Raw genomic sequence first — 13781 nt, 5'->3', positions numbered from 1 at the left:
ACTAGACATTTTTATCCTATAAATTTTTATATAATTTTCATAAAATTTTTAAAAGGTAAATAATGTTTTTTTCAAAATCAAGATACACAAGAGGCACGCAATGTGCCAAGTCTTTATGGCTGAAAACTTACAAAAATGAAATATTAAGCGTTTCAGAAAATGCTTTAGCTAAATTTAGCACCGGCGATAAAGTAGGCGAGCTAGCTTGTGAGCTTTTTCCAAATGGAGTAAAGATAGAATTTGAAGGCAGTTCTTTTGATGAAAAATGCGAACAAACTAAGAATTTACTAGAAAACAACCAAGAAGTGATCTATGAAGCTACTTTTTGTTATGATGGCATTTTGATCATGATAGATATTTTACAAAACACCAAAGATGGCTTAATCATAAATGAAGTAAAAAGTTCTACTTCTTTAAAAGATGTTTATATAGATGATTGTGCTTTGCAGTATTTTGTTTTATCAAATTTAAATTATAAAATCAAACAAGTCAATCTCATCCACTTAAATAACGAATACTATAGAGATGATTTTCTTGATATTAACAAGCTTTTTATAATCAATGATATCACAAAAGAAGTTTCATCAAATCAAAATCAAGTTAAAGAAAATTTAAAATATTTTGAAGAAATTTTAAGTAAAAATGAAGAGCCAGATATAGACATAGGAACACATTGTTTTGATCCTTATGAGTGCGATGGATATGAGTATTGCTGGGCTAAGCAAAGAAATTTATGTGAAAATGAAAACATATTTAACATCTCAAGACTTAATGCAAATAAAAAATTTGAACTTTATTATAAAAATATAATCAATTTCAAAGATATAAAAGATCTATCTATCTTTAATGAAAACCAACAAATTCAAATCCAAGCTTCACTTAATGAAGAAATTCACATAAACAAAGAAAACATCAAAGAATTTTTAAATACTTTAATTTATCCTATATATCACTTAGACTTTGAAACCTTTATGCAAGCTGTGCCTGAATTTAAAGGCGTAAAACCTTATATGCAAATACCTTTTCAATACTCTTTGCATATAGACTATAAAGACAAATTAGAACATAAAGAATTTTTAAGCGAGTGTGGGATTGATCCAAGATATGAACTTGCAAAAAATTTAATCAATGATATACCAAAAGATGTTTGCGTGCTTGCTTATAATGCAAGCTTTGAAAAAGGTGTGATAAGAAATTTAGCACTTGCTTTTCCTGAGTTTAGCGAGCATTTGTTAAATATAGAAAAAAATATCAAAGACCTTATGATACCTTTTCAAAATAAAGATTATTATCATTATAAAATGCAAGGGAGTTATTCTATAAAAAAAGTCTTACCGGCCCTAATCCCTGATATGGAGCAAGCCTATAAAAATTTAGATTTAATCCACAATGGAAGCGAAGCTATGCAAAGTTTTGAAGCTATGCAAAATATGAGTGAAAACGAGAAAAAAGCTTACCGCCAAGCCTTACTAGAATACTGCAAACTTGATACTTTAGCTATGGTAAAAATTTTAAAACATTTAGAAGAGCTAACTAGTTAGAATTAAATTTCTACTATCTCCACTTTATCCTTTAAAACATATACCAAAAAAGCTTTAGTGGAAATTTTAGCTAAGATTTTTTCTATGGCTTTTTTATAAAGCAAGACTTGCTTTTTATGCTCGCTTAAATTCAAGCCTGTTTTATAGTCTATAATGATAGCTTCATTATCATCAAATGCAAGCATATCAAGCTGTTTTTGTTCACCATTATAAGAGATGATTTGTTCTTTTAAAAGCTTTTTACCCGCTAAAAGTGCGTTGAAATTTTCATCCTTTAAAAGCATGCTAAGCCTTTTAAAAAGATCATCAAAATCCCCATCATCAAGAAAAAAGCGGTATTTTTTGCTTATTAATTGTTTGCAAAATTCAAAATTTTGATGATTTTCAAAGTCAAAATACTGCAAAAACTCATGCAAAGCCAAACCAAAATGAATTTGCTTACTTAAAACCTGACTTTTTGTTTTAACATCTTGCAAATTTACCTTTTGGAATTCTTCAAATTCTTCTATTTGGCCTAAATTTTCTATAAATTCATTAGCTTTTGTATCTTGATTTTCTAAAATACCTATTTGCTTTTCTTCATAATCTGTAAAATAACTCTTAAAGGTTTTAAAATTTGCATCATTTTTTATAATAAAAAGAGAATTTTTAGCTCTAGTAAATGCCACATATAAACAATTTATCTCATCTTCTGCTTGGAGTTTTTCTCTTTTAGCTAAAAAAGCATTATAACTTTCATCTTCAAGATATTTTCTAGCACTATGTCTGTATTTTACTTCCCAGCCTTGCTCTAAATCATACTCAAACATTAAAGTCTCATTATCTGGACTTTTTTTGCTCATTCTATCAAGCACGATTAAATTTTCAAACTCAAGCCCTTTTGACTTATGCACAGTCATTATATTAACACCATCATTTTGCTCTTGCATAGAACTTAACTCACATGGGCTAAATAAAAACTCTAAAAAATTATCAAAAGCACTTGCGTATTCTAAATAAGATATTAAATTCAAATCGCTTAAATCAAGTCCTAAAATGTCTATTAAATGTTTTAAAATTTCTCCCACACTGCGGTTTAAATCAAGCTTGATATAGCTAAATTCTTTATTTAAAACATCATTTACAAAATACAAACTAAACTCATCTTCAAAAACACAAGCCTTAGCATACTCAAAAAGCACCCTAACACTAATACAATCTAACAAAGCCACATTACTTTGCGTATAAGCTTTAATGCCGTTTTTTTCAAGGAATTCTTTGATTAAGGTAGCATCTTTATTAATCCAAACTAAAATACAAATATCATCAAGCCTAACGCCTTTTTCTAAAAGCTTATAAATGATTTTTAAAGCTTCTTTAGCACTTGCTTCATAAACAGAACTATTTTTATCAAGAATGTGATTTTGCAAAATTTCTACATACCCACCTTCTTTAACGCTTTTTTGCAAAGTAAAACTTGGGTTTAAATTAGTATCAAAAAATTTATCTTTAAAAACTTCATTCACATACTCAACTATAGCTTTTTTACTGCGATAATTTGTATCTAAATGCTCTAGTTTAATTTGTGGAAAATCTTTTAAAAGCTTATCAAAAAGTTCTTTTTTACCCCCTCTAAAACCATATATACTTTGCTTTTTATCGCCCACATAAAAAAAGCTTCTGTTTTTTTTCACACCCTCACCTGAAACAAGCTCAGCAATGATAGGTTTTAAAATTTGATATTGCAAAACATTAGTATCTTGAAATTCATCAATCAACAAATGCGAAATATAACCATCTAATCTAAAATAAATCAAATCCTTATTAGTCTCATCGCTAATTAATTCATAACACTTGCGTGCTATATCTGAAAAACTTAAGCTATTGTGTTTGATGTTGTTTTCATTTCTTGCTTGTTTAAAGCATTCTAAAAGGCTTGAAAGCATATTAATGCGGTAATTTTCCATTTGTATAAAATACTCTTTTGCCTGCTGTAAAAATTCCGCTCTTTTTTGCATAAACTCACTATCTACAACTTTTAAAAAATACTTTTTATCTAATTCGCAAATAACAGGTTTGCTAAAAAAATCCTCTATGCTTTCAAATTCAAAATTTTTTTGATAGTTTTTGTCTGTGCTTAAGTCTTTTGCATAAGTTATAAATTCATTAAGGCTTGCTTCTAAAGCTTTTTTGCTTGGAAAGGATATTGAATTGGTAGAATTTAATTCACAAGAGCTTTCATAAAGCCTTTCAAGGTTTTTTAAAAAATCACTCCTGCTTTTAGTTTTTATGGTATAAAAGGCCAAGGCGTTTAATTGCTCTTGGTTTAATTTTGCAATAAAATTTTTATAAGATTCTTTAGTATTTGCAATGTTAAAATCACTCATAAGCCCCAAATTTAGTGCAAATGCACGAATGATTTGTGAAAAAAAGCTATCAAAAGTATAGATATTTAATTTAGCCCTTAAAAAATCCTCTTTAAATTTATCCCTCAAAGCCACAAGCTCATCTTTGCTTTTGCCTAGCATTTGCATAAGCTCAAGACATTCTGCTTTAATCTTGCCATTTTCAAGCACATCAAATTCCAAAAAGGTTTTAAAAACCCTTTCTTTCATCTCATTACTTGTTTTGTTGGTAAAGGTTAGAGCTAAAATTTCATTTATTTTTGCACCCATTAAAACCAAAGCCACAAAACGCACACTCAAAGCAAAGGTTTTTCCACTTCCTGCACTAGCTTCTAAGGCTAAAAAAGGTTTGAAGTTATTATCACTCAAAGTTTAAACTCCTTTTTATAAAGCATGGTATAAGGGCTATATGCATTATCATTTTTTTGATTGAAAAATTCTTTTTCTAAAGGTTCTTTAGCTAGTTCTTCTAAAAGTATTTTAAGCTCATCAACGCTTTTGCTTTTTGCGTTTTCAAATTGCATTTTTAGATTATTAAGATCATAAAAACAAGCCTTTATATTATCAAGGGCTTCATTTTCTTCTAATAAAAATTTATAAAAAGCTAGCTGGTATGATTTTTCATCAAATTTAGAACTTTTATAATCAATTAACAATCTTTGCTCTGAGTTTGAATCTATCCTATCAGCATAACCTAAAAGCTCGATATTTGTATTATTTTTGCTTTTGTATTGTTTTTGGAGTTTTTTTTCACACCAAAGCACGCTATAGCCTTTTTGAAAATGAGCGTTTTCAATAGTAGCAAAATCTTTAAAAAGCAATTTTATCCTTGCAAAATCCAAAGCATCTAAATGATAAGTTTTTATACTTTTAACAATTTGCATGAATTTTTCATAATCAAAAAAGTTTTTTTCATTTTCTTTATAATAAAGCTCCAAAGCCTTATGAATAAACTTTCCAAACTCACTAGCCTTATAAACATCACTTAAAATTTTTGGCTCTTTTAAGCCCAAAACATATTTATAATAATAATCCAAACCATAAAAAACCAAAACATTTAACCTTGAAAAAGACAAAGGATTTTCAAAATAATCATGCTTTGCCTTTATGCTAGTAATTGGCTTAAGATTAAAAATACAATCTTGCTTTTTAAAATACTTTGCATAAGCTAAAATACTATAATTTTGATCTTGCTTTAACTCAAAATCAAGCTCTTTTAAAAATCTTGACTTGATTTTATCATCATTTTCCACATAAGAAATTCCAACTAATTTTGCCCTAGCCAAAAGCGAGTAATAATAATGTCTTTGTAAATTTTCTCTTTGAGTGTGGGTGATAAGTCCTGCTTTTTTGCGAATTTCATTATTTAAAAAAAGCTCGCTTGAAACTCTTTTTGGGATAAACTCATCATTAAAATCAACAACAATCACCCCTTCAAAACTAAGCCCTCTACTTTCTAAAAGCCCCATCACAGTAACTTCACCACCCCCAACACTGCTTAATTTTAAATTATCAATTTGCATGAAAAATAACTCTAAAATTTGTGCTAAAGTCAAATTTTGTGCTTTAATGAGTTCTTTGATAAAAAGAAGTTCTTGTTTGATATTTTGGATTAATTCTTCTGATTCCTTCTCTAATAAATTTAAAATAAAATTTTCAAAATACTCAAAACTAACATTTTCACCAAAAAGCTTTTTAAAATCTAAAAAATACTGCGTGCATGAGAAAAAATGCAAATTACACAAATGCTCATTTAACACTTCTTTTTCATAAATATCCTCACACACTTCAAACTCAAATTCATCATCTTTAGCACTTTCATACAAAGACTTTAGTTTATGATAAAAAAGTGTATTTTTGATGCTTTTTCCACTTGCATAATTTAAAACATTGTTTTTATCATAAAGTCTTAAAATATCTACGAATTTTTCATCAGGAGTGATAATGATGATATCTTTAGCTTTAATACCTGCTTTTAAAAAAGCATTGATTTTTTCAAAGACAAAAGCAGCTTGCAAGCTTCTTAAGCTAAAACTCTTATAAAAAATAGTATTTTCTTTAACAAAGCTTTGTTCTTTTAAAATCTTTTTATGGTTTAAATCAAAAACATAATCATGATTTTCTTTAAAGCTCATTCCCTTTAAAAATTCCAAAGTATGCAAAAAATCTTTATTAAATTTAGAGCAAGAAAAATGCAATTTCACAGGAAGTATCTTTACTACTTTTAACAAAACTTCCACCTCAAATGCATTTAAAAAACCTTGAAAATCAAATACCAACTCATCATAATTTTTTAAAAAAGCAGTGTTGATTTGATAATTTAATGGCAAAGAAATTTCATCATATAAATTTTGCTCTTTTAAGTGGGTTAAATAATTTTTCAAAAGTGCGTCTAAAATTTGCAAATGCTCATCATATTGTGCGTAAGCATCGTGTATTTTTAAATCATTTATATCTTTTTTTCCCAAGCTTAATTCTTTAAAAAAACTAAATAAATAAGCATTGTTTTTTAAAAAGGCAAAAAAATTGCTGGGAATTTTTAATTTTTCTTCTAAATTTTTGGTTTGCTCACAAGCTTTTTTCATCAAAAGCAAATGCTCATAAGAGCTTGCTTGAAAAAAGGGTGAAAGGACTATTTTTTGCATAAAATCAACCATATTTATGGCTTGATCGATTAAAGCATCATTTTGTAAATTTTTCTCATAATATTTTCTCAAAGCTCTCATAGAGCTAAAAACAATAAGTTTCATTATTTAGTTTGCAAAAAGAATTTAAAAAAACCAACACTATTTTCATCTTGTGTGATTTTTAAAAGCAACTGCCAAACCCCTTTTTCTTTAACATCAAAATCAAAAACTAAATTATTAGCTTGGACTTTTGCTTGTAATTTTTCATCATTTTCATTTGTATGGGGGCGTGAAAGTAAAGCTTGAATTTGAAGTTTGTTTAAATCATAAGCTTTTAAATTTTCAAGTGCGATTTTTATTTCATTTTTTCCTAAATCAATATAATAAACTTTATTTTTTTTATGCATAAAGCTTTCTTTATCCATAATGCTTAATTTAAAATTAGCATCAAATTGCTGTTGTTTTTTTTGAATTTCATTAAAATTAGTTTCAACATTTTGATAAGTATCAAAATAAAAATTATCCTCATATACTGGGGCCTTGCTTGCAATAAAAATCGTAACAATGCAAGCAATTACAATAAGTCCTAAAGAAATCAAAATACCATAAGGCCAAAAAGTTTTTTTATTTTCCATGATTATCTTCTCCTTTTTATTCTTCTTTGCACAAACATTAAAATCGCTACACATAAAAAGCCATAAATTAAAATTCTCATAATATTTAAAGTATCGCGGTTTGAATTACCATAAAAAGGTTTGATATTAAAATGACTTGCCACTTGATCAGCAATATCTGCATAACCATTAAAAAGCGCTGCATTGTAAATGTCTTTTTGTTTAGGATTTGCAAGTATAGGTAAAATGGTTCCTTTTTCAGGATAAGGACTTAAAACCCCTTCTTTGTCAAAAAACGCCAAAGCATCATTACTTGCAAGTATATCCACTCTATGAGAAGGCTTAGAAAATACAAGTAAAATATAAGGTTTGCTCAAATTTGATTCATAAGCTTTTAAGCTTTCAAAATCTTTTTTATCACTTAATGCTAAAGCTATATTTACACCTGTTAGTTCTTGAATTTGTTTAGAATTTGCACTTATATTTTGTTCTATTGCTGTATTTAAGATATTTTCATTTAATAAAATATCAGCGTGTAATAAATTAACAAAGCAAATAAATACGGCGGTTAAAAAACCGCCTTTGAATGTATTTTTCATCCTATAAAAAGATGATTTGCTGTTAAAACTGACCAAGCAGTGATTGCAGCTGCTACAACTAAACCTGCTATAATTAAATATTCTACAACTTTAGCCATAATTATTCCTTTATAATAATATGCTCATCTCTTTTAGAGTCAAACATTTTAATTTGCTCTGCATTTTCTATTTTATAAGGCTTTTGCATAACATCTTGTTGAGTTTTTAAACCCCAAATAGTAAGCCCTACTAAAATAGATAACAATAACACAGTTGCTATTAGCATCCCACTTACACCCGAAAGTGAAAATACACATCTATTTGAATTTTCCATTACTCACCCCTTGAAAGAGAAATTGTATATTCGCCAACTGCTTCTTTTTGAAGTTCATTTAACAAGCCATTATTAAAATGTGGCATTACACCTATACTTCCTGTTTTACCACGATTTAATACATCAACCACAAAATCAGCACTGCCGTATTTTGTAAGATCAGGAGCTACCAATTGACCATCTAAACTACCTTTGCCATCTTCGCCATGACAAACCGCACAAGTTGCAAAAAGTTCTTTACCTTTAGCTACAAGCTGTGGATTTTGTGTTTTTTTAATTGCTGAAATTTCAGAAGCAACATATGCAGCAATCGCTGGAATATCAGCTTCATCTATACCATTGTCTGCAGCACCTAGCATTTCACCCATTGGATAATTTAAACCTTTAGAACCTTTTGTGATAACTTCTATAAGTCCTTCTTCAGATCCCCATATATTAAGATTTTGTGCTTTTCCATTAATACCATCACCTGTAATTCCATGACATGAAGAACATTGCACTAGGAAAATATTTTTACCCATTTCTTGTTTATCCTCAGCACTTAAGTTTGCAAATTTTTGTGCAAATTTTTCATTATGAGCTTGAACTTCTTTATTATACTCACCAATTTGAGAATAACTATTTAATGGATATCCCCAAAGAAAATACCAAATACACCATACTATAGCTAAGAAAAACACCACTGCCCAACCAAGTGGCACAGGGTTTTTAAATTCACCTATGCCATCCCAATTATGCTCACTAAGCTCACCTTCGCTTTTTTCTTCCTTCATACTCTTAAATAATTTTCCTACCACAACAAGAGTAATCAAAATGATAAGAATCGCTCCGATAAAAGATAACAAATTAACATTATCTTGTAAATTCAACCACTGCATTAAGCACTCCTTTTATTTTGCTCTAAAACACGATCGCTGATTTCATCATGCAAAGCTAAATCAGCGTATTTTTCATAGTTTCTTCTACCCGTCTTTTCAGATCTATATAAATGAAACCAATAAGAATATAAAACAACTACTAAAAATACTACAAGAGCAAAAAAACCATAAGCTTGTAGCTCTCTTATTAGTTCTAAGTCCATATTTTTTCCTATTTTAAGCTATTAAGATACGCTATTAGCGCTACGATTTCTCTGATTTCACCTCTAGCAAACGCATCTTTTACATCTTGATTTTTCATTTGATCAACTATAGCTTGAGCTTCTGCTTTAACTTCTGCTTGAGCTTCTTCCCAAGTTCCAAGTTTAGTTTGCCCTTCAACATCATAAGGAACATTAAAAACTTTTTTCACAGTTAGTGCTTCTGCATAAGCTGTTTCTATATTTGCGTTATTGCTAAACATATGTTTATATGCTGGCATTATAGAGCCAGGAACAACTGAAACTGGATCCCACATATGATTTTCATGCCAATCAGTAGTTCTAAAATTACCTATGCGTAACAAATCAGGTCCTGTTCTTTTTGAACCCCATAAAAATGGTCTATCATATGCATATTCTCCACTAACTGAATACATTCCATAACGATCTGTTTCTGATTTAAAAGGACGAATAAGCTGAGAATGGCATGCATTACAACTTTCTTTTATATAAGCATTACGCCCTGCAAGTTGCAATACCGTATAAGGTTTTTTACCTTCAATTGGTCTTGCATTTTGAGCAAAGTCAGGTAAAACTTCTACAATACCTGCATAAGCAATCACAATAAATACCGCCACAGCAAAAAAGAATGGATTTTTTTCTAACCAACTAAACATATTTTTCCTCCTTATGCTGCCATAGGTGAAGCACTTTTTGGTTCTTTATCAAGCACTCTACCCACTGCGATTGATTTATAGATATTATAAACAAACATGAAAAATCCTATTAAATACAATAACCCACCTACAGCTCTAATCCAATAATAAGGAATAATAGCCTCAACAGTATCAATGAAAGTATAAAGTAAATTACCATACTCATCTGTGGCTCTCCACATCATACCTTGAGTAATACCTGCTATCCACATTGAACTAAAATATAATACTATACCTGTGGTTTGAATCCAAAACTGCGCTTCCATTAGCGATTTGCTATAAAGTTCTCTTTTGAACATTCTTGGCACCATGTGATAAAGAGCAGCCATAGTCATAAAACCAACCCAACCAAGTGTTCCATCATGCACATGCCCTGGAATCCAATCTGTAAAGTGTGCTAATGCATTAACTGATTTAATAGAAAGAATTGGTCCTTCTAAAGTTGAAAACATATAAAAAGTCGAAGCTAAAATCATAAATTTAATCAACGGACTTTCTCTTAACTGACTCCACTCACCTTTCATAGTAAGCAAGATGTTAATTGCCGAACCCCAAGAAGGTAAAATAAGAACGATTGAAAAAACCGAACCCATAGTTTGCATCCAATCAGGCACGGTTGAATAAATCAAGTGGTGTCCACCTGCCCATAAATATACAAACATTAAGCCCCAAAATGCAAATAAAGATAATTTATAAGAGAAAATTGGTTGTCCGCTTTCTTTTGGTAAGAAATAATAAATTTGAGCAATAATACCAACAGTAAAAACAAATGCCACAGCATTGTGTCCATACCACCATTGAACAAGAGCATCATTGGTTCCTGCATACATAGAAACACTATGCCACCAATCACCCATTCCACTTACAAAATAAGTAGGAACTGCCATATTATTAAATAAATATAGCATTGCTATACCTAAGAAAGTAGCTATATAATACCAAAGCGAAACATATAAAGTTTTTTCACGACGAATTCCAATAAGTCCAAAAATACTTACACCCCATAAAACCCAAACTAAAACTACCAATATATCAAGCGGCCATTCAAGTTCAGCATACTCTTTAGAAGTGCTAACACCTGCAAATAAAGATATAACAGCTAAAATCATTGTTACCATATAAAGCCAAAAATGTAATTTTCCAATAAACATTAAAAAGCCTGATTCAGCCATGCTTACTTTTAATACACGCTGACCAATATAATACCAAGTAGCCCAAATTCCTGAGAGCATAAAGCCAAAAATTACACCTGAAGTATGTAATGGTCTAAGTCTTGAAAAAGTTCCATACTCTCCAGCTAGATAATTCAAATCCGGATAAGCCATTTGAAAGGCAATTAGCGTTCCAATAGCCATACCAATAACACCAAACAATAAAGTAGCAAACATGAAATACTTAGCTACTGTATAGTCATAGTTTAATGCATTTCCTGGGTGCATTTCCTCTCCTTAAATTTTTTTCTGCACTAAGCAATTGCTATATTATACGATAATTAATATCTTTTTTAGCTTAAAAAATAAAATTATTAACGCTTGGTTAATATTGCAAATAATTATCAAAAATTAACGAGTAAAACTAAAACCTATATAAGAAAAATATATACCATATAAAATAATTAAAACATAAGAAATCATACTAGCAATTTTTTTAAATCTGTCATTCATGGTTTTTGAAAAATATGCGAAAAAAATCATAGCAGGTAAAGTTGAAACACCAAAAATAAACATAATTAAACTAGCCATATATATATTTTGCATACTCATGCCAAAAGCTATATAAAAATATACCAAGCCACAAGGTATAAAACCATTTAAAAAACCAAGTATCATAGTAGTTTTTAAAGATTTTTTTTGGATTAACTTAGGAATGCTATTTTTTATAAAACAATCAAAAAAATAAGAATTTTCAAAAAATTTTAAAAATTTTCCTTTAAAAATTAGTGCAAAACCTAAAAATATCATAAAAATACCAATAATAAAAAACAACACTCCCTTTGCAACTTCACTAAAAGAAAATAATGAGCCAAAAAAACCAAAAAAAATTCCCAAACAAATATAAGCAAAAATTCTTGAAAAATGATAAGAAAAAGTCAAAATAAAAAACGGGAGTTTAATTTGTTTTGCAAGTTGAGTATAAGCTAAAACAAATCCTCCACACATTCCATAACAATGCCCAAAACTTGAAAGAAAAGCTATACTAGCTAAGGCAATTAGATCTAAATTCACAAAAGCTCTACAAATTCTTTAAAAATATACTTGCTTTCATGAGGCCCTGATGAGCTCTCTGGATGATGTTGCACTGAAATAATAGGATAATTTTTATATTTTACCCCTTCTACATTATCGCCAAATAAATTCCTGTGTGTGATAATAGCAATTTCTGCTATTTCTTCAGGAACATTATAGTTATGATTTTGTGCAGTAATTTCTACGGTATTGTTAGTAAGATTAATCACAGGATGATTTGCTCCATGTTGACCAAATTTCATCTTATAAGTTTCATAACCAAAAGCATTGCTTAAAAGTTGATGTCCTAAACAAATTCCAAGCATAGGAATTTTTGCTTGTACTAGTTTTTTAATCTCTTCAATTTCACTTTTTAACACCTTTGGCTCACCTGGTCCATTTGATAAAAACACCCCATGGATTGCACCTTTTTGATATAAGTCAATCAAATCTTTTGCCTTAGTATTATAAGGAAAAACTTCCACTTCAAGCCCTACACTTACAAGCTCATTTAAAATATTTTCCTTAACACCATAATCAATCACGGCTACTTTTTTACCACTTGATTTTACATTTTTATATGCTTTTTGATTATGATCCCAAGCTCCTTTATTGTGCTTATATACAGTTTTAGCACTTACCTTTGCTACATAATTAACCTCATCAATTTTTGCACTAGCAAAAAGCATTTTTTTAAGTTCTTCTTTGTCTTTAATTTCAGTGGATACAACAGCCCTTAAATTCCCCAAATCTCTAATCATTTTTACTAAAAATCTTGTATCAACTTCACAAAGACCTATCTTTTTATGTTTTTTAAGATAAGCACTTAAAGAATCTTTTGCCCTAAAATTGGAATAATCTTCATTCAATTGTCTTATAATCATACCACTGGCAAAAACTTCTTTACTTTCATTATCCTCATCATTAACCCCAACTACGCCTATTTCTGGCATAGAAAAAACCACAAATTGTCCTGCATAAGAAGGATCTGAAATGATTTCTTGATAGCCGGTTAAAGAAGTATTAAAAACAAGCTCTCCAAAAAAAGTTCCTTCCGCACCAAAAGCCTTAGCGCTTAAAAAGACATCATTTTCTAGATAAATATAAGCTTTCATAAAAGTCCCTTTTTTCTTAACTCTTCTTGATATAATTTTTCAAAAACTAATTCATATTCTTCAGAACCTGGTATGAGTTTTCTTTTGTAATTTGAAATTTTTTCATATACTAGATCTTCTAAATTTTCATACTCTTTTAAATAAGATATTATGCTTGAAAAAATTAAATTTTTTACACGATTTTCTGATACATTATAATTTATCAAATCCTCATCAATTAAATGTTCTAAAATTTTATGCGAAAGATTGTTATATCTATCTTCGCTATCTAAGATGAATTTAAATTCACTGGCTAATTTTTTCTTTATCATCCAAAACATACTTTTTCTATCTATTTGCATGAATTCAATTTCATCCTCTTGACTTTCTAAAAGCTCCTTTGCTTTTTCATCAAGTTTACGCTCATTTAATACATCTATTTCGATAATCTCTTTTGCAGTTTTTATGAGTTTTTGGCTATCATCTTTAATCTTAACAAAAGAAGAGTGCATTAAATCAAGTATTATTTTATTTGCTATGTAAGGTATATGAGCTGGTTTAATACGCATTTATCCACCTTTTTATTTTTA

14 protein-coding genes are annotated in these 13781 nt (G+C 29.3%); 1 reads left to right on the top strand and 13 read right to left on the bottom strand.

Going from position 1 to position 13781, the window contains the following annotated elements; translation table 11 throughout:
* Positions 1–62: 62 nt before the first annotated feature.
* A complete protein-coding gene (locus CPEL_RS01940; RefSeq protein ID WP_044598395.1) occupies positions 63–1541 on the top strand; it encodes a DUF2779 domain-containing protein in 1479 nt (492 codons plus the stop codon).
* 2 nt (positions 1542–1543) lie between these two features.
* Here the strand turns inward: CPEL_RS01940 and CPEL_RS01935 are convergent, their stop codons facing one another.
* The 13 genes from CPEL_RS01935 to CPEL_RS01880 all read right to left on the bottom strand — a co-directional run bounded on the left by CPEL_RS01935 (position 1544) and on the right by CPEL_RS01880 (position 13760).
* Complete coding sequence (locus CPEL_RS01935; RefSeq protein ID WP_044598394.1) at positions 1544–4294, bottom strand: AddAB recombination complex, helicase AddA; 2751 nt, start codon at positions 4292–4294, stop codon at positions 1544–1546.
* Positions 4291–6675: a PD-(D/E)XK nuclease family protein gene (locus CPEL_RS01930; RefSeq protein WP_044598393.1), complete on the bottom strand. Its 2385-nt coding sequence runs from the start codon at positions 6673–6675 to the stop codon at positions 4291–4293. Before CPEL_RS01930 ends, CPEL_RS01935 begins: the two co-directional genes overlap by 4 nt.
* Positions 6675–7187 carry a FixH family protein gene (locus CPEL_RS01925; protein WP_049984560.1) on the bottom strand — a complete coding sequence of 171 codons (513 nt, stop codon included), beginning with the start codon at positions 7185–7187 and terminating at the stop codon, positions 6675–6677. The genes CPEL_RS01930 and CPEL_RS01925 overlap by 1 nt, the downstream gene beginning before the upstream one ends.
* Before the next feature lie 2 nt (positions 7188–7189).
* Positions 7190–7765 carry a hypothetical protein gene (locus tag CPEL_RS01920; RefSeq protein ID WP_044598392.1) on the bottom strand — a complete coding sequence of 192 codons (576 nt, stop codon included), beginning with the start codon at positions 7763–7765 and terminating at the stop codon, positions 7190–7192.
* Entirely contained in the window at positions 7762–7863 is a 102-nt protein-coding gene (locus CPEL_RS09070; protein WP_147576102.1) for a hypothetical protein, read from the bottom strand. The genes CPEL_RS01920 and CPEL_RS09070 overlap by 4 nt, the downstream gene beginning before the upstream one ends.
* A 2-nt stretch (positions 7864–7865) precedes the next feature.
* Entirely contained in the window at positions 7866–8078 is a 213-nt protein-coding gene (locus tag CPEL_RS01915; protein ID WP_044598391.1) for a DUF4006 family protein, read from the bottom strand.
* Positions 8078–8956, bottom strand: a complete 879-nt coding sequence (gene ccoP, locus CPEL_RS01910) for a cytochrome-c oxidase, cbb3-type subunit III (protein ID WP_044598390.1) — start codon at positions 8954–8956, stop codon at positions 8078–8080. The genes CPEL_RS01915 and ccoP overlap by 1 nt, the downstream gene beginning before the upstream one ends.
* Positions 8956–9159 carry a cytochrome c oxidase, cbb3-type, CcoQ subunit gene (locus CPEL_RS01905; RefSeq protein ID WP_039617636.1) on the bottom strand — a complete coding sequence of 68 codons (204 nt, stop codon included), beginning with the start codon at positions 9157–9159 and terminating at the stop codon, positions 8956–8958. Before CPEL_RS01905 ends, ccoP begins: the two co-directional genes overlap by 1 nt.
* 8 nt (positions 9160–9167) lie before the next feature.
* Complete coding sequence (gene ccoO / locus CPEL_RS01900) at positions 9168–9833, bottom strand: cytochrome-c oxidase, cbb3-type subunit II (protein ID WP_044598389.1); 666 nt, start codon at positions 9831–9833, stop codon at positions 9168–9170.
* An 11-nt stretch (positions 9834–9844) separates the two neighbouring features.
* Complete coding sequence (ccoN, locus tag CPEL_RS01895; protein WP_044598388.1) at positions 9845–11311, bottom strand: cytochrome-c oxidase, cbb3-type subunit I; 1467 nt, start codon at positions 11309–11311, stop codon at positions 9845–9847.
* Between the two features lie 123 nt (positions 11312–11434).
* Positions 11435–12097 (bottom strand): sulfite exporter TauE/SafE family protein, encoded by a 663-nt coding sequence (locus CPEL_RS01890; protein WP_044598387.1) that lies wholly within the window; start codon positions 12095–12097, stop codon positions 11435–11437.
* The gene (gene carA, locus CPEL_RS01885) at positions 12094–13212 is read right to left on the bottom strand and encodes a glutamine-hydrolyzing carbamoyl-phosphate synthase small subunit (protein ID WP_044598386.1); all 1119 of its coding nucleotides are present in this window, start codon (positions 13210–13212) and stop codon (positions 12094–12096) included. The genes CPEL_RS01890 and carA overlap by 4 nt, the downstream gene beginning before the upstream one ends.
* A complete protein-coding gene (locus tag CPEL_RS01880) occupies positions 13209–13760 on the bottom strand; it encodes a DUF507 family protein (protein WP_044598385.1) in 552 nt (183 codons plus the stop codon). The genes carA and CPEL_RS01880 overlap by 4 nt, the downstream gene beginning before the upstream one ends.
* Positions 13761–13781 lie beyond the last annotated feature (21 nt).

Source organism: Campylobacter peloridis LMG 23910 (genome assembly GCF_000816785.1).
GTDB lineage: Bacteria > Campylobacterota > Campylobacteria > Campylobacterales > Campylobacteraceae > Campylobacter_D > Campylobacter_D peloridis.
The sequence above is the reverse complement of the archived record's forward strand: the minus strand, read 5'-3'. Positions and strand labels throughout refer to the sequence as shown.

Coding starts and splice junctions, on each gene's coding strand:
- CPEL_RS01940 (WP_044598395.1), top strand. CDS start 63: ATGTTTTTTTCAAAATCAAGATACACAAGAGGCACGCAATGTGCCAAG.
- CPEL_RS01930 (WP_044598393.1), bottom strand. CDS start 6,675: ATGAAACTTATTGTTTTTAGCTCTATGAGAGCTTTGAGAAAATATTAT.
- CPEL_RS01925 (WP_049984560.1), bottom strand. CDS start 7,187: ATGGAAAATAAAAAAACTTTTTGGCCTTATGGTATTTTGATTTCTTTA.
- CPEL_RS01920 (WP_044598392.1), bottom strand. CDS start 7,765: ATGAAAAATACATTCAAAGGCGGTTTTTTAACCGCCGTATTTATTTGC.
- CPEL_RS09070 (WP_147576102.1), bottom strand. CDS start 7,863: ATGGCTAAAGTTGTAGAATATTTAATTATAGCAGGTTTAGTTGTAGCA.
- CPEL_RS01915 (WP_044598391.1), bottom strand. CDS start 8,078: ATGGAAAATTCAAATAGATGTGTATTTTCACTTTCGGGTGTAAGTGGG.
- ccoP (WP_044598390.1), bottom strand. CDS start 8,956: ATGCAGTGGTTGAATTTACAAGATAATGTTAATTTGTTATCTTTTATC.
- CPEL_RS01905 (WP_039617636.1), bottom strand. CDS start 9,159: ATGGACTTAGAACTAATAAGAGAGCTACAAGCTTATGGTTTTTTTGCT.
- ccoO (WP_044598389.1), bottom strand. CDS start 9,833: ATGTTTAGTTGGTTAGAAAAAAATCCATTCTTTTTTGCTGTGGCGGTA.
- ccoN (WP_044598388.1), bottom strand. CDS start 11,311: ATGCACCCAGGAAATGCATTAAACTATGACTATACAGTAGCTAAGTAT.
- carA (WP_044598386.1), bottom strand. CDS start 13,212: ATGAAAGCTTATATTTATCTAGAAAATGATGTCTTTTTAAGCGCTAAG.
- CPEL_RS01880 (WP_044598385.1), bottom strand. CDS start 13,760: ATGCGTATTAAACCAGCTCATATACCTTACATAGCAAATAAAATAATA.